This is a genomic window from Streptomyces sp. NPDC003691 (genome assembly GCF_053981115.1).
Map to the genome: position 1 here is coordinate 45,081 of NZ_JBSFNQ010000032.1, position 20,266 is coordinate 65,346.

Genomic DNA, 20,266 nt, shown 5'->3' on the forward strand with positions numbered 1-20,266 from the left:
CTCAGTCCTCCTCCGTGCTCGCGCCGGTGAGGAAGCGCAGCGGGTTGCGGCGGGTGAGCAGGTCGATCAGGTCGTCGTCGGCGCCCGCCGCCCGGAGCCGGGGCAGGAAGCCCGTGAAGAGGTGGCCGTAGCCGTGGCCGCCCGCGCCGAGCAGATAGCCGTGGCGGGAGATGTCGCAGCTGAGCAGGGCCCGGTCGGCGTGTCCGGCCGCCATCAGGGCGAGCAGCAGGCGCAGCCGGGTGCCGTCGTCCTGGTACGCCTCCTTGCCCACGGTGTCGAAGGCGACGTACGCCCCGCGCGCCGCGAGCTCCCGGTGGACGCCCGGGTCGTCCAGCAGGTCCTGGTGGCCGACGGCCACCCGGTGGGCGGGGAGTCCCTCGCCGGTGAGCAGGTCCAGTTGGGCGATCCCGCCCCGCCCGAGCTGGGCGTGGGTGGCCACGGAGAGTCCGGTGGCGAGCGCGGCCCGCGCGGCGGCCCGCAGCACCCTGGCTTCGGCGGGGGTCGGGGCGGAGCCGTGGCTGCCGATCTCCCCCAGGACTCCGGGCCGGATACCGCTGCCGCCGATGCCGTGCACGGCTTCGTGGACGAGGATCTCGGTGAGCCGGTCCACTCCGGCGGTACCGGTCTCCGGCGGGTGGAACGCCTGGTGGTACCAGCCGGTCGCGGCCACGACGGCGACGCCGGAGCCACGGGCGATCCCGGCCAGCGCGGGGGCGTTCCGGCCCATGCCCCGGCAGGTCAGCTCGACCACCAGGGCCAGGCCGTGCCCGGCCCGCAGTGCGGACAGTTCGGCGGTGACGTCCGCCGCGTGGCGGACCGGGTCGAGGAACGCGGCCGGGTCGCCGGGGCGGCTCAGGTCGAGGACGAGGTGCTCGTGGGTGAGTACGGGGCCGCGTACGGAGGCGGCGGGAAGGTCGCCGGTGACGGTCGTGAGCACGGGACGGCGTACCGCGGCGGCGGGCAGTTCCCCGGTGGCGGTGCGCGGGACGGATGGTCCGGATCGGTTCATGACGATTCCCTCCGGGCGGGGCCCGGGTACGGCGACGGGTCAGCCCTTGACGGGGGTGAACAGGTCGAGCCAGTGGAGGAGGTTGAGGAGGACGCCGCCGGCGAGCACCGCGGCGGGGGCGGCGGCCATCCTCACCACGGGCCGTCCCATCGCCTCGTTGAGCAGGTAGAGTCCGCCGACCACGAAGATGCCGAGCCCGCCGCCCATGGAGTTCGCCGCCATCAGCGATCCGAAGAGGAGCGCGAGCTGGAGAGTGTCGCCGATGGCGCTGCGCAGATGCTCCGAGCAGTCCCGGACGCTGGGCAGCCGGCCGAGGAACCTGCCGATCCAGGAGAGCGCGAGGACCTCGGCCGCGAACACGAGGGCGCCCACGGCGGCCGCGAGGAACGGGTTCGGCAGCAGATAGCCGATGGGGTAGACGAGGGTGAGGCCGGCGATTCCGTACGCCCCGGAGGCCAGGGCGGTGGTCGCGATCAGCGGGATGAAGCCGAACACCCGGTAGAAGTCGACCTGGGCGGCCTCGGCGTACCGCCCCTCGGCTATCAGGAAGCTGGTGGCCTCACCGCCGCCGAAGACATGCATCTGGGCGAGTACGCAGACCCCGGCGCCGAGGAGCATGAACAGCGGCAGATGTCTGCGCAGGCGGGCGGCGCTGGCGCCGAACAGCGAGAGCATGGGGTCGTCGTCCGCCGGGCCGGGCGGGTTTCCGGCGGTTTCGGTCGTGCGCTCGGCCCGGCGCTCCGCGAGGTCCTTGGCGACCGCGAGTCCGATGAGCATCAGGACGCCCACCGCCATGGCCAGGGCTCCGGCGAACATATTCGGCCAGAGCTTCATGGTGGCGACGACCAGGGCGAGTTCGAGGACGCCCGCCACGGCGCCCCATCTCCGGCCGAACTGCCGGGTGATGGCGAGTACGGGGAAGAGGGTGAAGAGGAAGAGGATCGGCGTGGACATCTGCTGCATCGCCGTCAGGAAGTCGACCGGCAGGTCCTGGGCGAGGTCGTCGGCCCCGTTGAGCCCGAAGACGACCACCGCTCCCCAGGCGCCGCCGAGGACCGGGGCGAGCCATTTCTTCGGGGCCAGCATGCCGAGGATGTCGGTGGGGAGGAACAGCAGCCAGGGGTTGAGCACTCCGGTGGACAGCGCCATGGGGGCGCCGAGGCCGAAGATGAACCCGGCGGAGAGGCCGAAGGAGACCGCGGTGGTGGCGCTGCGGGTGGTGCGGCCGTGGATGAAGTCCAGCAGGAAGGGGCGTACTCCGTCGTTGAACACGGCCAGTGCCAGATGTGCGACGAAGGCGGTCAGCGCGCAGAGGGCGATGACGGTCAGCTGCTGGGCGAACGAGAGGTCGAGGCCGGTTCCGGCGGGGAGAGTGGTGTTCACGGGTCACTCCTGCGTGCCAGGGACGGTGCCGGGTGCGGTGCCGGGTCGCCGGTTCAGCCGCGGGCCGCGATGGCGCGGGCCATGAGCGGTGCGATGGTGTCGATCTGGTCCATCGAGAAGCCGAAGACCTTCTTGCCGTCGTCGAGCAGTCCGGCGATCTCGCCCTCGGTGGGGACGCTGCGGCCGAAGGTGTGGCAGAGGGCGCTGCCCATGAGCCCGACGAGCACCCCGAGCGAGGCGCCGGCGCCGGTGTGGCAGGTGCCCAGGTAGTAGTCGGCCTGGGCGGCCCGGAGCTTCATCGCGGCGTCCAGGTCGCTGGAGAGGGTGACATGGAGGGAGTCGAGGCCGAGCCGGCCGATGGTCTCGGTGACTTCGACCTTGCCGACGCCGCCGGTGAGGATTCTTGTCGTCATGGCTGTTCTGCTCTCTGTCGGTTGATTCCGGGGACGGGTGGGCAGGGGCGGGTCAGGGTGCGGAGCGCCCGGCCAGGACCGCCAGGTGCAGGCCGAGGAAGTTCACCTCGGAGTCGGGGAACACCACTCCCAGTTCCTGCCGGGCGCGCAAGGCGACGGCGCGGGCCCGGGCCACGGCGTCGGAATGGTCCGCCAGTTCGGCGGCCAGGTGGTCGTCGCCGGCGGCGGGTTCGGGCGTCGTACCGGCCAGGATGCGGCTGATCGCCATCACCAGATGGCTGGTCAGCATTCCGGCGGTGGCCTCGGTGACGGTGTGCCCTTCGGCCTCCAGGGCGGCCAGCTCGGCGGTCACGAAGTCGACCGCCCCCGGTCCGACCCGGGCGTCCGCACGGAACAGGCTTATGCGCAGGGCGAGTTGATCGTCCATCCGACACCTCAATCAGCAGTAACCGGGATTCTGTAAAGTGACGGCGTGCGAGGCCGCGCGGGGTGCCGCCGCCCGCCCGCCCGCCCGGACGGGCCGGTCAGTCAGTCGGTCAGTCGGTCAGTCGGTCAGTACGAGGGAACGCGCTCCCCCCGCAGCACTTCGCCCTGGAGGCGGGTCACCGTCGACAGGTCGAGTGCCTCGCGTACGGCGGCGAGCGCGGGCGCGCCCCCGGTACGGGATATCAGCGCCGCGCTGGAGTTGCGCAGGGCCAGCTCCCGGGTGACCTCGTCGCCGAGCGGCACCACGTCGACGCCGGCCGCGAACCGGCCCGGCGCCTCGTCGAGGTTCCAGACGGTCGCGTCCACCTCGTCGCGGGCGAAGTGGTCGTGCAGCTGCATATAGGAGGTCTCCCGCCACTCGATGTCGTCCCGGCCCGCGAACACCCGCTCGACCAGCATCCGGAGATCCTCCGACGCATGGTCGACCGCCACCCGCAGTCCCGGGGCGGTGAGGTCGGCGCCGCGCCGTACGAGCATGCCGTGGGCGCCGACGTAGGTGGCGGGGCCGAGGTCGGCCACCAGCTCCACCGGGTGCTCGGCGATCAGCCGGTCGGCCGCGTACCGCGACAGGACCACCAGATCGGCCCTGCCCTCCAGCAGTGCGGCGGTCCGCGCCCCGGCGCCCCGCATAAAGGTCACCGCGAACGGCGCGCCCGCCTCTTCGAAGGCGCCCCGCAGCCCGGTCGCCAGCCCCTCGTACCGCCGGGAGTACGGGAGCGGCATCGCCGCGAGCAGGGTGCCCAGCCCGGAGAGCCGCCACAGGACGGCCCGGTCCGAGCGGTCCAGGAAGGTGCCGAGATGGCCGCGGGCGGTCGTGGCGATCGCCCCGGACTCCTCCAGCAGTTGGAGCGCGGCCTGGACCGTACCGTTGCCGCAGCCCAGCTCCCCCGCGAGGTCGCGTACCCGGGGCAGCCTGGTGTCCGGCTCGTGGTGCAGCAGCAGGGCCGCCAGCCGCCGGGCGGCGAGGCCGTTACGGGTGAGGAGGCGGGATTCGAGATCGTCCACGGCCAGAACAGTAAACAGGATTCTGGATACTGACAAGACTCCGGACGCACCGGAGAAGCGCGGCGGGGAAATGTGCCGCCGGGCCCGCCGGTCCGGCCGGTGGGCAGGGCGTTGACAGGAGAAAGGGGATCCGGAAGGGTCTGGAGGCATGCAGCCACTGGGTGACCTGCGGGTCCGTCTTGTGGAGCGCCGCCACGTCGACCTGGTCCGTGTCGCGAGCGCCATCTGTCGGCACGTCTGACGCGCCCTTCCGTGCGCCGGGGCCGCACCGGCCTCCCCGTTGATCCGGTACGCCCCGGATCGTCTCTCCTGTCACCCCGGTAACGCCGCTTCCGGCTGCCGGGGCTCCCCCTTCGCCGCGTGATGCCCGGCATCCCGCGAGCCCGCACTCCTGCTCTGGAGCACCTCTGTGACCTCCTACGACCCTTCGCTGTCCCGGCGCGCCTTCGGCGGTACCGCCGCCGGGGCGGTGGCGGCCCTCGGACTCTCCGCCGCCGACGCCTCGGCCGCGGACGGCACCGAAAACCCGCCCGCCGAACGCCCGTTCCGCGCCTCCCGTGACCGCGGCCGGGGCGCCCGCCGCCCCAATGTGCTGTTCATCCTGGGCGACGACCTGGGCTGGGCCGACCTCTCCTCCTACGGCGCCCCGGAGATCCGCACCCCCCATCTGGACCGGCTCGCCCGGCAGGGCGTGCGGTTCACCGACGCGTACAGCGGCTCCGCGACCTGCTCGCCCACCCGGTTCAGCCTCTACACCGGCCGCTACCCGGGCCGTACGAAGGGCGGGCTGGCGGAGCCGATAGCGGACCGGTCCGCGGGGCTCGAACCGACCCATCCCACGCTGGCCTCGCTGCTGCGCGACGCCGGGTACCGGACCGCGCTGATCGGCAAGTGGCACTGCGGCTATCTGCCCGACTACAGCCCCACCCGGTCGGGCTGGGACGAGTTCTTCGGCAACTTCGGCGGGGCGCTGGAGTACTACTCCAAGCTCAGCTCCAGCGGTGACTACGACCTCTACGAGGGCGACGCCGAGTACCGCGACCTGCGCTACTACACGCGGATCCTGACCGAACGGGCCGCCGACTACGTCAGCCGCGACCACGGCCGCACCCCCTGGCTCCTCAACCTCAACTTCACCACCCCGCACTGGCCTTGGATCGCCGACGGCGACGAGGAGACCAGCGCCGAGATCGTCCGCCGGATCAGGGCGGGCGACCGGCGGGCGCTGCGCCACCAGGACGGCGGCTCGCTCGCGAAGTACCGGCAGATGGTCGAGGACCTCGACCGTTCGGTCGGCCGGGTGCTCGCCGCCCTGAAGCGGTCCGGCCAGGAGAAGGACACCCTGGTCTTCTTCGCCAGCGACAACGGCGGCGAACGCTTCTCGTACAACTGGCCGCTCAGCGGCAACAAGGGATCGCTCCAGGACGGCGGTATCCGGGTGCCGTCGGTGCTGCGCTGGCCCGCCCGGATCGACGGCGGGCAGGTCAGCCGGGTTCCGGTGTACTCCCCCGACTGGACGGCGACCCTGCTGGAGATCGGCGGGGCCCGGCCCCATCCCGCATATCCCCTCGACGGTGTCAGCCTCGCCGGTTATCTGCTCCACGGCACCGAGGTGCCGGAACGCGACCTGTTCTGGCGGGTCCGGGGGGAACGGGCGCTGCGGCGGGGCGAGTGGAAGTACTACCGGGGCAAGGACGGCCGGGACCGTCTCTACCGGCTGTCGGAGGACATCCGCGAGCAGGCCGACAAGGCCTCCGTACGGCCGGAGTTGCTGGCGGAGCTGAGGACCGCGTGGGAGGGGATCGACCGGGGGCTCCTGCCGTACCCCGGGTAGGGCACCTCCGTACGGCAGGCCCCGGCCGTCCGCCCGTCCCGGCGCGGACGGGCGGACGGCGGGGGGCCGTCAGTCCGTGAAGCGGACCCCGCTGTCGCGCCGGGTCCGGTCCACCGACAGGGTGAAGACATCGGGCCGCCCGTAGTGCCCCGCGACATCCAGGTCCAGTGCCTCCTCGTAGCGCCGGACCGGGTCGAGTACGGCCGTGACGATCCGCGCCTCCCCGTACACGGGCTCCACGATCCACGCCCCGTCGGGCCCCACGACACCGGACCCGCCGGTGAACAGCAGACCGTCCTCCGGGGCGTCGGGCCCCACTCCGGCCCGGTAGGCGGCCAGCAGATCGCCGGGTACGTCGCCGGTGGAGAGCAGCAGGCCCGCCGAGACCACGAAGCAGCGTCCCTCCAGGGCGTACGACCGCGCCGCGATCGCATGGCTCTCCGGCATATCGGGCCAGGCGGCGACGTGGATCTCCTCGTGCTGCGCGTGCAGGGCGTGCCGGGCGAGGGGGTGGAAGTGCTCCCAGCAGACCAGTGAGCCCACCCGGCCGGCCGGGGTGTCGACGACCCGCAGCCCCGCTCCGTCCCCCGCGGCCCAGACGTTCCGCTCGGTGTGGGTGGGCGTCAGCTTGCGGTGCACATTGAGGGTGCCGCCGTCCGGGCCGATGGTCAGCAGCGAGTTGTAGAGGGACCCGGAGGAGGCCGCGGCCCGCTCGTTGAGGCCCAGGACGACGGTCACCCCGTGCTCCCGGGCCGCGGCCCGGACCGGGGCCAGGGCGTCGTCGCCCCCGGGGTCCAGTACGGGGCTCTGCTCCAGCAGCCGGGCGTGCCAGTGCCGGGCCTCGGCGTCCCGCCAGCCCGCGAGCCCGAACACCCAGGCCGGATAGCAGGTGAGCCAGGTCTCGGGGAAGACCACGAGGTCCGCGCCCGCCAGCGCGGCCTCGGCGATATGGGCGGTGGCCCGGCGCAGCGACTCGTCCAGGTCCAGCAGGGCGGGCGGCTGCTGGACGACGGCGACGGTGGTGGTCATGGCCGCTCTCCTCCGGGCCGCGGGCGGCCGTACAGCTCGGGGCGCCGGTCCGCGTGGACGTCGTTGTGGTCGCTGATGGCCTTGTTCCTGGCCTCGGCGAGGTCGACGGTCGCGGTGTGGACCGCCTCCTCGCCGAGGCTCGGTGCGGTCAGCGGATAGCCGTCGGCGTCGACGATCACGCTGCCGCCGAGCCAGTCCTGGCCCCGTTCGGTACCGGTCCGGTCGGCGACCGCGATGAACATGCGGTTGACGGCGGCACCGGCCTGGACCCGGACGATCTCGGCCGGCCGCTCGCCGTCGGGGCGCGGGTACAGCGGCCAGTTGACGGGCCCGCAGAGCAGTTCGGCCCCGTCCAGGGCGGCGAGCCGTACCCATTCGGGGAACTCCAGGTCGTAGCAGACCATGAAGCCGATCCGGCCGTACGGGGTGTCGACGACCGGGGGGCGCCCGTCCCCGGGGGTGAAGCCCCAGACCTTCTCGCCGTCCCACAGATGGGCCTTGCGGTAGCGGGCCCGCAGCCCGGCCGGGTCGACGAGGGCCGCCGCGTTGTACACCCGGCCGTCCTCACCCAGCTCCGCGAAGCCGCCGACGACGACCAGGCCGTGGCGGGCGGCGAGCGCCGCCCACTCCCGGATCGTCTCGCCGTCCGCCGGCTCCGCCGCGCTCCGCAGCTCCTCCGGGCCGGTGAAGACGTATCCGGAGGCGGCCAGCTCCGGCAGGACCACGACCTGCGCGCCGCGCGCGGCGGCCGTCTCGACGGCCGTGCGGATCCGTGCCCGGTTCCCTTCGGGGTCACCGACCTGCGGGGCGATCTGGCAGACGGCGACGGTGACCTCGGTGTTCCGTCCGCCTTCGGTGTTGTGTCCGGCTTCGGTGTTCCGTCCGGCGTCCGGGCGGGGTGGCTGCGCGCTCATCGTACGGATTCCTCCTCCGTGGCCGTCCCTTCCAGTTCGGCTTCGCTCGCCGCGCGGGCGGCGGCCTCCGCCTCGTGGTCCAGGTTCCGGGAGAACAGCAGGTAGAGCGGACCGGCGACGAGGAGTCCGACGGCGAACGAGAAGTCGGCGCCGCCGAGGGCCTCCGCGGCGGGGCCGGTGTAGAAGCTCGTGGAGAAGAAGGGGATCATCGCGGCGAATCCGAGGACATAGGCGGTGACGCCCCGCCAGGCCCAGCGTCCGTAGATGCCGTCCGGGTTGAGGATCTCGGCGATGGCGTACTTGCCCCGGCGGACGAAGTAGAAGTCGACCAGGTTCACCGCGGTCCACGGGACGAGGAAGTAGAGCATCATCAGCACGAAGTTGTTGAAGCTGCCGATGTAGTCGTCCGGGATCAGCAGGGCCACCACCAGGGACAGCAGACCGACCGCGATCAGGCCGACGACGCGCAGCCGCACGGTGGGGCGCACCTTCCGGAAGCCGTCGAGGGCGCTGGCGCCGGTGAGCATCGCACCGTACGCGTTGACCCCCATGATGGAGATCAGGGCGAGCACCGAGGCCATCACGACGATCAGGCCGAAGCCGGGGAAGAGCAGGTCGCCGACCTCGCGCAGGGCGGTGATCGGATCGGGGTCCGGCAGATAGCTGGCGAGGATCGCGCCCAGCGACATCAGCCAGACGGCGGAGAACGCGGCACCCGCGTACACCGCGGTGATCAGCTTCCGCGCGGGCACGTTCGCGGGGAGGTAGCGGGTGTAGTCGGAGACGTAGACCGAGTAGCTGATGTTGTATCCGGCGGCCAGGGAGAACTGGACGAGGAAGGCCGTCAGGTCCCAGCCCGCGGTGGCGGCGGGTACGTCGGCGGGGACGGGGTTGGAGCCGAAGTGCACGATGGCGACCACGGTGAGCACCGCGAAGACGACGACCAGCAGATAGGTCAGCCACCGCTGGACGAAGTGGAGCAGATCGTGGCCGACCACCGCGATGACGATGGAGAGGGCGATCAGGACCGGGTACCAGAAGAGCTCGCCGCCCGGCAGCAGCAGCCCGAGGCCCTGCTTAGCGAGGACCGTGTCGAAGACCAGGAAGCCGACGTAGACGAAGACGGTCGCGGCGAACGGCACCGCCGAGCCGCGGCTGCCGAACTGGGCCCGGGACTGGATCATCTGGGGCAGGCCCATCCGGGGGCCCTGGTTGGCGTGGAAGGCCATGAAGAAGGTGCCGGCGCCGACGCCGAGCACGATGGCCAGCACGCTGTACCAGACGCTCAGCCCCATGGAGGCACCGACGAATCCGGCGACCATCGTCGGCAGGACGAAGTTGCCGGTGAACCAGAACGGTCCCTGGTGCCAGACCTTGCCGTGCCGTTCGGATGAGGGCACATAGTCGATCGAATGCTGCTCGATCGCAGATTCGCGCTGCGTCGCGGTCTCCGAGGAGCTCATCGCATTCCCCTGTCGTTCGTGGGGTCGTTCATGGGTTCGGTCGCCGGGCCGGTCGGCGGGTCGGCCGTCCGGTGGGACGGGTGGTCCGGTGTCATCACCGAGGACACGCCGTACACGGTGCGGGCTGTGTCAGAAGGCGTTCATCGGGACCTCGGATCGTGCGCCGGACGAGAAGTTACCTATACACAACAAAGAATTCCTATTAGGCAACTTTCATTCCGGGTAATGTTTGCCCTGAGCGACCACCTTGTCAAGGGTGGTCCGGAAGCCGAACGAGTGACGCGAGGACTTCGATGAAAGCGCTTCACCCGACGCCCTCCGCCGATCCGGTCCGGGTCGGGGCACGACTGCGGGCCTGCCGCAAGGCCCAGGGGCTCACCATCGAGCAGGTCGCGGCCGCCACCGGCCTGACCAGGGGCTTCCTCAGCCGGGTCGAGCGTGACGAGACCTCGCCCAGCGTCACCTCCCTGGTCACTCTCTGCCAGGTGCTGTCACTGCCGGTGGGCTCGCTCTTCGAGGGCGCCCAGACCGAGGTGATCCGCCTGGAGACGGCTCCGCGCCTCAATATGGGCGGCCACGGCGTCGAGGACCGGCTGGTCACACCCCGTACCCAGGCGAAGGTCCAGGTGCTGCGATCGCGACTGGAGCCCGGCGCGCACGGGGGCGACGAGCTGTACACCATCAACTGCGAGGTGGAGGTGCTGCACGTGGTGAGCGGCGAGGTCGCCGTCCGCTTCACGGACCGCACCGAAACGCTCGCCGCCGGAGACACACTGAGCTTCTCCGGCCGGGAGCCCCACACCTGGCGCAACTCCGGCCCCGGCGCCGCCGAGGTCACCTGGACCTTCGTGCCCGCCCCCTGGAGCGGCTCCCACTGACGCCGCCGTATCCCCGCGTACCGCTCCCGGAATCACGCGCCGGTTCCCCTTAGAGTCGGGGCCATGACACCTTCCCGCACCGGCACGGCCTTCGACTCCCTCCTCCTCGACTCCGTGTCCGACCAGGAGGCGCTGCGGGAGGTCTACGAACTCCCCGGTGACGCGGCGGTGCGCAAGCAGATGACCGAGCTGACCGAGCAGGCCCGGCGGCTGATCGCCTGCTCCTCGCTGGTACTGGTCGCCAGCGCGGACGCCGAGGGCAACTGCGACGTCTCGCCGCGCGGCGGCCCCGCGGGGTTCGTCGCCGTGCTGGACTCCCGGACGCTGGCGATACCGGACGCGACCGGCAACAAGCGCCTGGACACCCTCCAGAACGTCATCGCCACCGGCCGGGCCGGGCTGCTCTTCGTCGTACCGGGGCGCACCACGACCCTGAGGGTCAACGGCCGGGCCTGCGTCTCCACCCGCGCGGACCTGCTGTCCCAGCTGACCGCGGTGGGCAAGCCGCCGGCCAGCGCGCTGGTGGTGGGCATCGAGGAGGTCTATCCGCACTGCCCCAAGTCGCTGCTGCGCGGCGGAGCCTGGAAACCGGAGCAGTGGCTGCCCGCGGACGCCCAGCCGACCTCCGCCGAAGTGACCCTGGCCCAGCTGCGGATGCCGGAACTCACGATCGCCGATATCGAGCAGCGGGAAGCCGACGCGCTGAAGTACCGGTACGAGTAAGGGGCGGGGCCGGGTCCGAACGGGTCCGGGCCGGGCCCGCACGGGTGCCGCCGTCCGCGAATTGTCTGACAGGTGCATGGCACGCTCCTCAGGGCGGGCCTATATTTCGGGTGGCTCAGGGAGACGCGGCAACCGGGCTTCCGGACACCGCGGTTCGCAGGCGGCGCCCTTCCCTGGGCTTTTCGGCTTTCGAGCAGCACCGAGCCTCTCCGAGTGAAGGGACGGCAATGCCGCACTCCATATGGTTCAAGGCACTCAGCACCGCCGCGGTGATCACGCTGGCCGCAACCCCCGCAGCACACGCCACATCCGGGCCGGACCGGGCACCCGAGGCGAACGCGGCGGCGCCGGTGACGCTCTACTACGACGACAGCAGGGCCTACGGATGGGAGGCGGCCGTCGCGGCCGGAGTCGCCGTGTGGAACACCAACGTCGACAACGTCAGACTGGTCGAAGCCGCACCCGGCGCCCGGGCCGAAATCCAGATCGTCGCCACCAGCGGCTGGCCGCAGGCCACCCTCGGCCCGGTCCGCCCGGGCGGCAGAAGCCGGGTCGAACTGGGCGCCCAGGCAGTCACCCTGGGCTATGACAAGATCCGTATCGTCGCGCACGAAATCGGCCACAACCTGGGGCTGCCGGACACCAAGCCCGGCCCCTGCTCCCAGCTGATGTCGGGTTCGAGCCCCGGCACCGCCTGCCGGAACGCGATCCCGAACGCCACCGAACAGGCCCGCGTCGAATCGGCCTACGCGGGCGGTGCCGCCGCCGTCCGTACCCCGGCCACCGGACGCGTCCTGGTCGACGCGCCCTACTGATCGCCCCGTTGCGGGGTCCGGGCAAGCATCGTCCTCACCGGCCCCGCCACGGCCTGACCCGGCGATGCCGTGCGCGTCCGCCCACCGGGCGATGTGCACGGCACCGCCGGGTCAGGAGTTCCCGTCCGATACCGCGGTCCCGCGGCGGCGTGCCCGGTAGGCGCGCTGCCGGCAGACAGCCGAACAGTACGTACGGGGCCGGCCGCCGGAGGCCGGCCGCACCGGCTCCCCGCAGCCGGGGCAGCACACCGGACTTTCGTCACCGGACGGGGAACCGGACGCCGCACCGGGCGGACTTTCGTCACCGGACCCGGTCTCCGTGTGCCGGATACCGACAGCCCGCGCGGCACGGGCGGCGGAGACCAGGTCGGCACCGGGGACGGCTCCGCGCGGGGTGTGCGCGGCGAGTTCGGACTCCAGGAGGGGGCAGTCCCGGACGATGTCGTCGTCCTCGCAGAGCCGGAGATGGCGAAGGTACTCCAGGGCCGCCCGCAACTGCCCGATCCGCTGCTCCAGCAGTTCCATCTGTTCGCCGACGGCGGTGCGCCAGGCGGGGATCGCCGCCTTTCCCGAGGTGACGACGGCCGCCTGGTCCAAGGGCATCCGGCCCACCACACAGCAGAGATAGGCGAGACCGAGACGGCGGAGGTCCGCCTCGCCGTAGAGCCGTTTGCCACCCGCACGGGCCGGCGGGTCGAGCACACCCCGGTCCTCCCACCACCGCACCGTGGACGGCGCAAGGCCGTACAGCGCCGCCGCTTCACCGATGGAGACACCATGTCGCGTCATGCCCCCAGTTGACATCAAGTCGACTTGACGGGACAAGATCCGAACTCCTACCCGTCCGGCAGGAGGAGTCGACCGTGTCAGAGGTCGGAAGCAGCACCGGAAACGCCGAGAACGCCCAGCACAACCAGAACTCCCAGCACACCGAGCACACCGCGAGCACCGAGTACGCCGAGACCGTCATCATCGGCGCGGGCCAGCAGGGCTGCGGCACGGCCGCCTCCCTTCAGGCCCTGGGCCGGGAGCACCTGGTGCTGGAGCGGGGGCGGATCGGCCAGTCATGGGGGCACGAGCGGTGGGACAGTCTGCTGGTGGGAAGCGGCAACCGGTCGGTGCGGTTCCCCGGCCGGGAGTACGACGGAGACGACCCCGACGGCTTTATGCCGGGCCGCGAACTGGCCCGGCGGCTGCGCCGCTATGCGGCGGACCGGAAGCTCCGGATCCGGGAGCACACGGCCGTCCGGCGGGTCGAGTGTCCGCCGGATACCTCCGGCCGCGGCGCCGTGCGGTTCAGGGCCCTGCTGCGCGACGGGGGTTCCATCGGCTGCCGCAACCTCGTGGTGGCGGTGGGCGGTTACGCCGCTCCCCGCACCCCTTCCTTCGCCGCCGATATCGACCCGTCCGTCACCCGGCTGCACTCCCACGACTACCGCAACCCCGGATCCCTGCCGGCCGGTGCCGTCCTGGTGGTGGGCGCGGGAATCAGCGGCCAGCAGATCGCCGACGAGCTGGCGGACGCCGGGCGGAGCGTCTATCTGTCGGTCGGCCGCCACGGCGCCTGGCCCCGGCACTACCGGGGCCGCAGCCTCCACGAATGGATGTTCGTGTTCGGCCTGGAGGAGGAGTACGTCCGGGCGGGCAACGTCGACGCCGGCCGCGGCGGGGTGCTGCCCGGCCTCCCGGTGGCGGCCGTGCTGGACGGCACCGGCGATCTCAATCTCGCCACGCTGGCCGGAAAGGGAGTCGTGCTCGTCGGCTCCGTGCGCGCGGCGGCCGGCGGGATCCTGCGGCTGGAGGAGAACGTCGTCGCCGTCGCCGAGGCGTCCGCCCGCAGCTTCCGGCGGGTGATCGAGACCATCGACACCGGCATCAGGGAACGGGGGTTCCCGGTCCCCGAACAGCACCCGGCCCCCCGTGTCGACATGGACCGCATCGCTCCGTTCGGAGACCGCCTCGACCTCGCCCGCCACGGCATCACCTCGATCATCTGGTGCACCGGCTTCGGACCCGACTACCGGATCCTCCCGGCGCGCGCCCTCGACGGCCACGGCGCGCCGCTCCAGCGGAAGGGCGTTCTCGGGGCGATTCCCGGCCTGTACTACGCGGGGCTCCCGGACGGGAATTCTCTCGCCCCGGTCGCCATCGGCGCCAATGTCGAGAACGGGCGGTTCATCGCCCGCCAGATCCATATCGACCATGTCCTCCGCTCGGGAACCGCGTCATCGGTGATCACACCGTAGGAACGCGGTTCGGCCGAGTGCCGCATCGCAGGAACGCGGTACGGCAGCGTGCCCCTTCCCGGGCCCCGCGGGCGGGAGGCTTCGGACCGGCTCCCGGCCCGCGGGTGCGGCTCCGGGGACTCCGCCCCGGACGCTCCGTCAGAAAGCGGTCCAGGTGAAGGAGACCAGATCGCCGGACTTTATCCGGAACTGGCAGCCGCCCACCGGGGTCGGCGTGCCGTTGACGGCGATGCTCCAGTAGGCCGATGCACCGCCGCTCACGTTCTTGATGGTGTCGACGAAGAAGTCGTCGAAGGACGGGTACCAGGGGCCGTCCCAGGTGAAACCGTGCTTGCGGGCGGCATCGTCGAGCGCGGCGGTCGGTGTGGGCACCTTGGCCGGATGGGCTCCGCCATTGGTGCCGTCGCACTTGTGGGTACCACCGGAGGCGGTGGTCACATCGTGCCCCCTGGTTCTGACCTTTCCGCTGAACAGCAGCCCGTCGGGCCCCTGGACGGTGAGGGAGACCTTCACCGGAGCGTTGGTACGGTGCGCGGGCGCGGCGGGTGCGGCGGCGGCGGGTGCCGCGGCGAAAGCCAGTGAGAGGACCGCCGCGGTGGCGGCGGCACGCTGAGCGAGCTGTGCGGGCATGGAACGCCTTTCGTCGGACCGGGCCCGCCGCGCGCCCGGCACACCGGGGCGGATCACGCCGCCCCGCCCCGCCGCGACCTGTGGCGGAAGACGGGACGGAACGCCCCTGGGCGCAAGGCTTCACGCCGCAGACCTGGCGGAGGAAGCAAAGCGAACCGTGTACTGGGCATCCCGGCTCGCGGCGCAGCGCGCCGCACACGGTTGCAGGTCAGCGCCGGACTCCCACCGGCTTCCCCCAGAGACACACGGCTATGAAGTTGTCACCCGGTCGGGGACCGGGATGACGAATCGTACGAGCACGGAGGCGAGTTGACCACAGCGCCGGGCCGGGTGACGGCGCTCCCGCACCCGGGCTGCCGGGCGGGACGCACCGCCCCCGTACCGGCGCTCCCGGGTGGTGGCCGCGCCCACCGCTCACCCCGGCTTTCCTCAAGGTGCCTGCCCCGCACATCACGCCCCACAAGACGCCTTCGGCACACATCTTGCCCTCCGTCACAGTTCCGGGGAATTCCGCCGCGGCCCGGCGCATCGCAGCCTTGCGCATCCGTCCGGACAGCAGCGAGACTGTGGCGGTCCACGGCGACGGGGAATCCGGCGGGGGGTCCGCGGAATGGTCATGGCAGACGGGGACGTCCACACCTATGCGGCCGGTTACGAATCGGATGCGCCCGCGTTCCGCGAGATGATTCGGTTTCTGCGCGGCCACTTCAACCCCGGCATCGGATCCCCGCAGAACCCCGATACCCGGTTCGTACGGGTGGATTTCGAGCTGGACTACGGGGCCAAGGCGGTCCGGCTCTACGTTCTGAAGCAGAATCTCTACGTCCAGGGCTGGTCGATCGGCCGGGCCGGCGCCACGGAGCGCTTTCTCGCCGCCCGCGGGAATCAGGCCGCACCCGAGCAGCCGGTGCCCGTGCAGACCAATCAGCGCGTCAACTCGAATTACTCCGAGGCCGCTCCGGACTTCGATATCGGAGGGTTCCAGATGATCAACGACCTGGAGACCCTTTACAACCATGTCGACAAGCTGGTGAAGACCGGATCGGGCATACCCGAAAAAGCCGAGGAAGCATTCCACCGGCTTATTATCATGACCGCGGAAATGGCCCGGTTCGGTGGGTTCTTCGAGAACTTCCTGACCGTCTGGCCGGAATCCTGGTCCCAGTACACGCGGCTGACGCGGCCGGACGGTACGGAGACGATGTACTTCAACGAGGCCGTCAAGAAGTGGGACGACCTTTCGGCGGTGGTCCGCGGGACAAAACCCGGTATCCGGTACGCCGGGCGCGAGGTGGGTCCGGCCGAGGCCGGACAGATCATGGGGAACGGCGCGCTGCACCAGTAGCCGACAGAGGGGGTCCGGTGGATCTCGATGCCCTGAAAGCGCACCTGACGAGCCCGGGGGATCCCCCCGTACTGCGCGCCACGGACACCGCGCTGCCCCCGCAACTGGCCGACCTGCTGGTGACGTTCCCGGACGGTGTCTGCCGGGGTGCCGCCGGTTCGCAGGAGCCGGGGTTCGACCCCGGACACACCGTGCTGACCCTCGTTCTCGTCTGCTCCCCCACCGGCTGGCCCGCGGGCGGCCGGGTCACGCTCACGGTGACCGGGGTGACCGTGACCGTGGCCGTGGACGGCTCCGCCGGGCTGGTTCTCAGCGGTACGTTCGACACCGTCGACGTGGTGTGCACGGTGACCGGGGGCGAGGACGGACGGCTCACCGCCGCCGTACGCCCCCGGCACCAGGGGGCGTTCGCCGGTGCACTGGACGAGCTGGGGGAACGCCTCGGCTCCGCGCCCGGGTGGCAGAGCGCCCGGCAAGGGCTGCGAACGCTCGGCCTGGCGGCCGGTGATGTCGCCGGATTCGACCTCCGGCTGACCCCGGCGGACGGAGCCGTACCGGCCGTCCACACCGTCACTGTCACCGCCATGGCCGTCGTCGCCGCGCTCGACCTCGGGGCCCTCCCGCTGGAGATCGCGGTATGGCTGCCCGACCTGCGGGTCAGCGGCCGGCTGCGCGGTGACGAGCCGGTCCGTGTCCGTGCCGTACTGGAGTCCTTCGGGCTGCCCGTGAGCGAGGTGCCCGCGGAACTCTCCGTCGCCGAACTGTCGTTCGCCGCAAGCCTCGGCAGGTCGTTCCTCGTCCGGCTGAAGGCCACGGGGGACTGGGGTATCGGGCCCTTCGCGCTCACGGCCCTGTCCGTGGCCCTCTACTACGACCCCGCCCGCGGCTTCGTGGCCGGGATCAGAGGCACGGTGACGATCGGCCGGTCCATCGAGATCGACCTGTCCGCCTCGCAGACCGGTGGCGCGCGGGGCGGCTGGACCTTCAGCGGTGGGCTGGCGGCCGGGGCGATCGCCATGGGCGACCTCGTCGACGCCCTGCGGCTGCCCGCAGTCCCCGACCCGCTCCGCTCCCTGGAACTCACCGCGCTCCGGCTCTCCCACACCACCGGTACCGAGGTCTTCGACTTCCTCTGCCGGGGACGGATCACCCTTGCGGACGGCATCACCGCGTCGCTCGCCCTGACCGTCACCCGGAACGACTCCGCCGTCCACTACGGCGGGCGGCTGACCGTCGGCGATCTCGTCTTCGACGTCGTCCTCGACTCGGAGCGGACCGGGACCGGTCTGCTGGTCGCCGGGTTCCACTCCGCCGACGACGGTGCACAGGTCACGCTCCGGGACCTGGTCGCGCACTTCTCCGCCGATCTGGCGGCCGGGATACCGGACAGCCTGCGTATCGGGCTCAAGGACGCCAAGTTCGTCCGCGTCAAACCGGCGGACGGCCCGGCCGTGTTCTGTGTCGGGGTCGACCTGTCGGCTTCGGTCGAGCTGGCCGGGCTCCCGCTCGTCGGCGCGTTCCTGGCCGAGGCGGGCAGCGACCTCGCCGTCGACAACGTCCAGATCCTCTACTCCTCCGGGGTGTTCGACACCGCCGCGGCCGGCGCCGCCAACACGCTGCTCGCCCGGGCCGGGGTGGTGGAGTTACCCGCGGGCGGGCTGAAGGCCGGACCGGCCGCCCTCGCCGATCTGCGCATCGGCGGGGAGCGGACACCCGTCGCCCTCGGTCTGCCCGCGGGACCCACTCCCCCCGGCGGTTCCGGCGGCTCCGCACCGGCCCCGTCCTCGTCCTCGTCTGCGCCCAGCGCGCCCGCACCGCCCGCGCCCGCCCCTGCCGGGCCCGCCGCCCCCGCGGCCGGCGGTGTCTGGTTCGACGTCCAGAAGCAGCTCGGGGTCGTCCGGATCAACCGGGTCGGGGTGATGTACCAGCACAACGTGCTGCTCTTCGGCCTCGACGCAGGGGTGCAGCTCGGGCCGCTGACCATGTCGCTGGACGGTCTGGCCGCCGGCTCCCCGCTGGACCGGTTCGCCCCCGTCTTCCGTCTCGACGGCCTCGGCATCGGCTACGTCGCTCCCCCGGTCGAAATCGAGGGCGCGCTGCTGCATCTCCCCGACGACCGGCTGGGCAAGGGGGTGGCCTTCCAGTTCGACGGCACCGCGACCATCGCCCTGCCGGACTTCTCCCTGGCCGCCGTCGGCTCGTACGCCCAGCTGACCTCCGGCGAGCCGTCGCTGTTCGTCTTCGCCCAGCTCGAAGCGCCCCTGGTGGCCGCGCCGCCGATCCTGGTCACCGGGCTGATGGCCGGATTCGGCTTCAACCGCGAACTCGCCCTCCCGAGCGCCCGGGAGGTGTCCGGGTTCCCCCTGCTGGTGCTGAACAAGCAGGGGCCGGACGCCGACCGGCGGCCGTCCGCGGTGCTGGACGTCCTGGAAGGGCGCAGCCCGGCCGTGCCCGGCGACCCGCCGCGGGAGTGGATCGCCCCGCGGCAGGGCGCGTACTGGCTGGCCCTGGGCATCGAGTTCAGCGTCGCCGAGGTGGTGAACGCCAAGGTGCTGCTGGCCGCCGAGTTCGGCCAGGAGACGGCGCTCGCCCTGCTGGGGATCGCCACCCTCCAGCTGCCGATGCCCGCCGAGTCCGCGACCCGGACCTACGTCTACGCCGAGCTGGGGCTCGAAGCGGTCGTCCGGCCCCTCGCCGGGAGCTTCGAGCTGGCCGCGCAGCTGGCGCCGGTGTCGTACGTCCTGACTCCCGCCTGCCGTCTCACCGGCGGTTTCGCCGCCTCGTTCTGGTTCGGCGACCACCCGAACGCGGGACAGTTCGTGGTCACCCTCGGCGGCTACCACCCGTCGTTCCGGCGCCCCGCCGGCTACCCCGACGTACCGCGGCTCGGCATCGACTGGGCCGTCAGCGACCAGCTGACGATCACCGCCCAGGCGTATCTCGCGGTGACCCCGTCGTGCGCGATGGCCGGAGGGCGGCTGAGTATCGTCTTCCACGCGGGGGACTTCCGGGCGTGGTTCACCGCCCAGGCGGACGTCCTGCTGTCCTGGCGGCCCTTCTTCTTCACCGCCCGGATCTCGGTGAGCATCGGCGCCTCCTACCAGATCAACATCGGGATACTCCACAAGACCGTCAGCGTGACCGTCGGCGCCGGTCTGGAACTGTGGGGGCCGCCGACCGGCGGCTCGGTCACCGCGCACTTCCTGACCTTCTCCAAGACCATCGCCTTCGGGCCCGGCCGCTCCGCGGCGGACACCGAGGCGCTGGGCTGGGACGAGTTCGCGGACCTGCTGCCGAAACCGGCGGACGTCGTCACCATCGCGCCGGTGAACGGCGTGGACCGGACCGCCGACGCCACCGACGCCACCGGCACCGGCAGCACCGCCGACGCCGCCCGGGACCGCGGCGACAGCGGCGACAGCGGCAAGGTCTGGTACGCCCGCGCCCGTGACCTGCGGCTCTTCACCCAGTCCGCGGTACCGGCCAGCCATCTGCGACTGGGCAACATCCCGCTGTCGCCGTCCGGCCCCGGGGACGGGCCCGCGGTCGACATCCGGCCCATGGACCGCGCCGGACTGGTCGGTGAGCACCGTCTGGAGCTGTTCTACGAGGACGCGCCGGCCTCGCTGGACGGCTGGACGGCCACCGCACGTACCCACGGTCTCCCCGCCTCGCTGTGGGGCGCCCCGCCGGTCCCCTTCAGCCACACCCCGAAGGCGCCGGGCGCCGAAGTGCTGCCCGGCCGGCCCGTCGGCTACGACCTCCGGGCGCCCCGGCCGGAACTGGCGGGCTCGCGCGGGGTCTTCCCGCTCGGCACGTACACCGCCGACGAGATCCCGCCCGGTCTCGCGCCGCTGCCCTCCTCCCCCGTTCCCGGCGGCGACCCCGTCGGCGTACCCGACGACTCCTGTGTGGAGCGGATCGCGGAGACCGACCGGGGTACGGCACGCGCCGGGCGCGACCTGCTCTGCGCGGCACTGGCCGACGCCGGTCTGTTCAGCGGTCCCGCGGACACGCTGGCCGGGCTGGCGGCGGACGCCGCCCACCTCTACAGCCGGGCCCCGCTGACCCGGTACCCGCCCCAGGACTGATC

Annotated in this window: 18 protein-coding genes and 1 riboswitch; of the genes, 8 read left to right on the plus strand and 10 right to left on the minus strand. The window is 72.0% G+C overall.

Annotated elements, in window-relative coordinates; all coding sequences use genetic code 11:
• Position 1: 1 nt before the first annotated feature.
• The 5 genes from ACWDR0_RS17275 to yhfZ all read right to left on the minus strand — a co-directional run bounded on the left by ACWDR0_RS17275 (position 2) and on the right by yhfZ (position 4,296).
• Positions 2 to 1,009, minus strand: coding sequence for a phosphotriesterase family protein (locus ACWDR0_RS17275; protein WP_456352525.1), 1,008 nt, complete (start codon positions 1,007 to 1,009; stop codon positions 2 to 4).
• Between the two features lie 39 nt (positions 1,010 to 1,048).
• On the minus strand, positions 1,049 to 2,392 hold the full coding sequence (locus ACWDR0_RS17280; RefSeq protein WP_456352526.1) for a YhfT family protein: 1,344 nt from the start codon (positions 2,390 to 2,392) through the stop codon (positions 1,049 to 1,051).
• A gap of 53 nt (positions 2,393 to 2,445) precedes the next feature.
• Positions 2,446 to 2,805 carry a DUF2620 domain-containing protein gene (locus ACWDR0_RS17285; RefSeq protein ID WP_456352527.1) on the minus strand — a complete coding sequence of 120 codons (360 nt, stop codon included), beginning with the start codon at positions 2,803 to 2,805 and terminating at the stop codon, positions 2,446 to 2,448.
• Between the two features lie 52 nt (positions 2,806 to 2,857).
• Positions 2,858 to 3,232: a transcriptional antiterminator gene (locus ACWDR0_RS17290; protein WP_456352528.1), complete on the minus strand. Its 375-nt coding sequence runs from the start codon at positions 3,230 to 3,232 to the stop codon at positions 2,858 to 2,860.
• 125 nt (positions 3,233 to 3,357) lie between these two features.
• A complete protein-coding gene (gene yhfZ / locus ACWDR0_RS17295) occupies positions 3,358 to 4,296 on the minus strand; it encodes a GntR family transcriptional regulator YhfZ (RefSeq protein ID WP_456352529.1) in 939 nt (312 codons plus the stop codon).
• Positions 4,297 to 4,444: 148 nt separating this feature from the next.
• On the opposite strand from yhfZ, the gene ACWDR0_RS17300 reads away from it, so the two are divergent.
• Together ACWDR0_RS17300 and ACWDR0_RS17305 are read left to right on the plus strand one after the other, a co-directional pair.
• On the plus strand, positions 4,445 to 4,537 hold the full coding sequence (locus tag ACWDR0_RS17300; RefSeq protein ID WP_456352530.1) for a putative leader peptide: 93 nt from the start codon (positions 4,445 to 4,447) through the stop codon (positions 4,535 to 4,537).
• Positions 4,538 to 4,705: 168 nt separating this feature from the next.
• Positions 4,706 to 6,130: a sulfatase family protein gene (locus tag ACWDR0_RS17305; protein ID WP_456352531.1), complete on the plus strand. Its 1,425-nt coding sequence runs from the start codon at positions 4,706 to 4,708 to the stop codon at positions 6,128 to 6,130.
• 69 nt (positions 6,131 to 6,199) lie between these two features.
• Here the strand turns inward: ACWDR0_RS17305 and ACWDR0_RS17310 are convergent, their stop codons facing one another.
• Genes ACWDR0_RS17310 through ACWDR0_RS17320 form a run of 3 tightly spaced genes read right to left on the minus strand, consistent with a single transcriptional unit; the run spans position 6,200 to position 9,536 of the window.
• On the minus strand, positions 6,200 to 7,159 hold the full coding sequence (locus ACWDR0_RS17310; RefSeq protein WP_456352532.1) for a carbon-nitrogen hydrolase family protein: 960 nt from the start codon (positions 7,157 to 7,159) through the stop codon (positions 6,200 to 6,202).
• Positions 7,156 to 8,073 carry a nitrilase family protein gene (locus ACWDR0_RS17315; RefSeq protein ID WP_456352533.1) on the minus strand — a complete coding sequence of 306 codons (918 nt, stop codon included), beginning with the start codon at positions 8,071 to 8,073 and terminating at the stop codon, positions 7,156 to 7,158. The genes ACWDR0_RS17310 and ACWDR0_RS17315 overlap by 4 nt, the downstream gene beginning before the upstream one ends.
• Positions 8,070 to 9,536 (minus strand): purine-cytosine permease family protein, encoded by a 1,467-nt coding sequence (locus ACWDR0_RS17320; protein WP_456352534.1) that lies wholly within the window; start codon positions 9,534 to 9,536, stop codon positions 8,070 to 8,072. Before ACWDR0_RS17320 ends, ACWDR0_RS17315 begins: the two co-directional genes overlap by 4 nt.
• A gap of 293 nt (positions 9,537 to 9,829) precedes the next feature.
• Here ACWDR0_RS17320 and ACWDR0_RS17325 point away from each other — a divergent pair, with 293 nt between their 5' ends.
• From ACWDR0_RS17325 to ACWDR0_RS17335, 3 genes are all read left to right on the plus strand, one after another.
• Positions 9,830 to 10,414 (plus strand): helix-turn-helix domain-containing protein, encoded by a 585-nt coding sequence (locus ACWDR0_RS17325; RefSeq protein ID WP_456352535.1) that lies wholly within the window; start codon positions 9,830 to 9,832, stop codon positions 10,412 to 10,414.
• A gap of 63 nt (positions 10,415 to 10,477) precedes the next feature.
• Entirely contained in the window at positions 10,478 to 11,137 is a 660-nt protein-coding gene (locus ACWDR0_RS17330) for an MSMEG_1061 family FMN-dependent PPOX-type flavoprotein (protein ID WP_456352536.1), read from the plus strand.
• Positions 11,138 to 11,364: 227 nt separating this feature from the next.
• Positions 11,365 to 11,952, plus strand: coding sequence for a snapalysin family zinc-dependent metalloprotease (locus ACWDR0_RS17335; protein ID WP_456352537.1), 588 nt, complete (start codon positions 11,365 to 11,367; stop codon positions 11,950 to 11,952).
• 111 nt (positions 11,953 to 12,063) lie between these two features.
• On the opposite strand, the gene ACWDR0_RS17340 is transcribed toward ACWDR0_RS17335, so the two are convergent.
• Positions 12,064 to 12,741, minus strand: a complete 678-nt coding sequence (locus tag ACWDR0_RS17340; RefSeq protein WP_456352538.1) for a helix-turn-helix domain-containing protein — start codon at positions 12,739 to 12,741, stop codon at positions 12,064 to 12,066.
• Positions 12,742 to 12,815: 74 nt separating this feature from the next.
• Between ACWDR0_RS17340 and ACWDR0_RS17345 the strand changes: the two genes are divergently transcribed.
• Positions 12,816 to 14,198 carry a flavin-containing monooxygenase gene (locus ACWDR0_RS17345; RefSeq protein ID WP_456352539.1) on the plus strand — a complete coding sequence of 461 codons (1,383 nt, stop codon included), beginning with the start codon at positions 12,816 to 12,818 and terminating at the stop codon, positions 14,196 to 14,198.
• Positions 14,199 to 14,336: 138 nt separating this feature from the next.
• Here ACWDR0_RS17345 and ACWDR0_RS17350 read toward each other — a convergent pair whose 3' ends face one another.
• Positions 14,337 to 14,828, minus strand: a complete 492-nt coding sequence (locus ACWDR0_RS17350) for a DUF4430 domain-containing protein (protein ID WP_456352540.1) — start codon at positions 14,826 to 14,828, stop codon at positions 14,337 to 14,339.
• Positions 14,829 to 14,975: 147 nt separating this feature from the next.
• A riboswitch (cobalamin riboswitch) is annotated at positions 14,976 to 15,105 on the minus strand.
• Positions 15,106 to 15,444: 339 nt separating this feature from the next.
• On the opposite strand from ACWDR0_RS17350, the gene ACWDR0_RS17355 reads away from it, so the two are divergent.
• A complete protein-coding gene (locus ACWDR0_RS17355; RefSeq protein WP_456352541.1) occupies positions 15,445 to 16,173 on the plus strand; it encodes a ribosome-inactivating family protein in 729 nt (242 codons plus the stop codon).
• A 17-nt stretch (positions 16,174 to 16,190) separates the two neighbouring features.
• On the plus strand, positions 16,191 to 20,264 hold the full coding sequence (locus tag ACWDR0_RS17360) for a DUF6603 domain-containing protein (RefSeq protein ID WP_456352542.1): 4,074 nt from the start codon (positions 16,191 to 16,193) through the stop codon (positions 20,262 to 20,264).
• Positions 20,265 to 20,266: the final 2 nt, after the last annotated feature.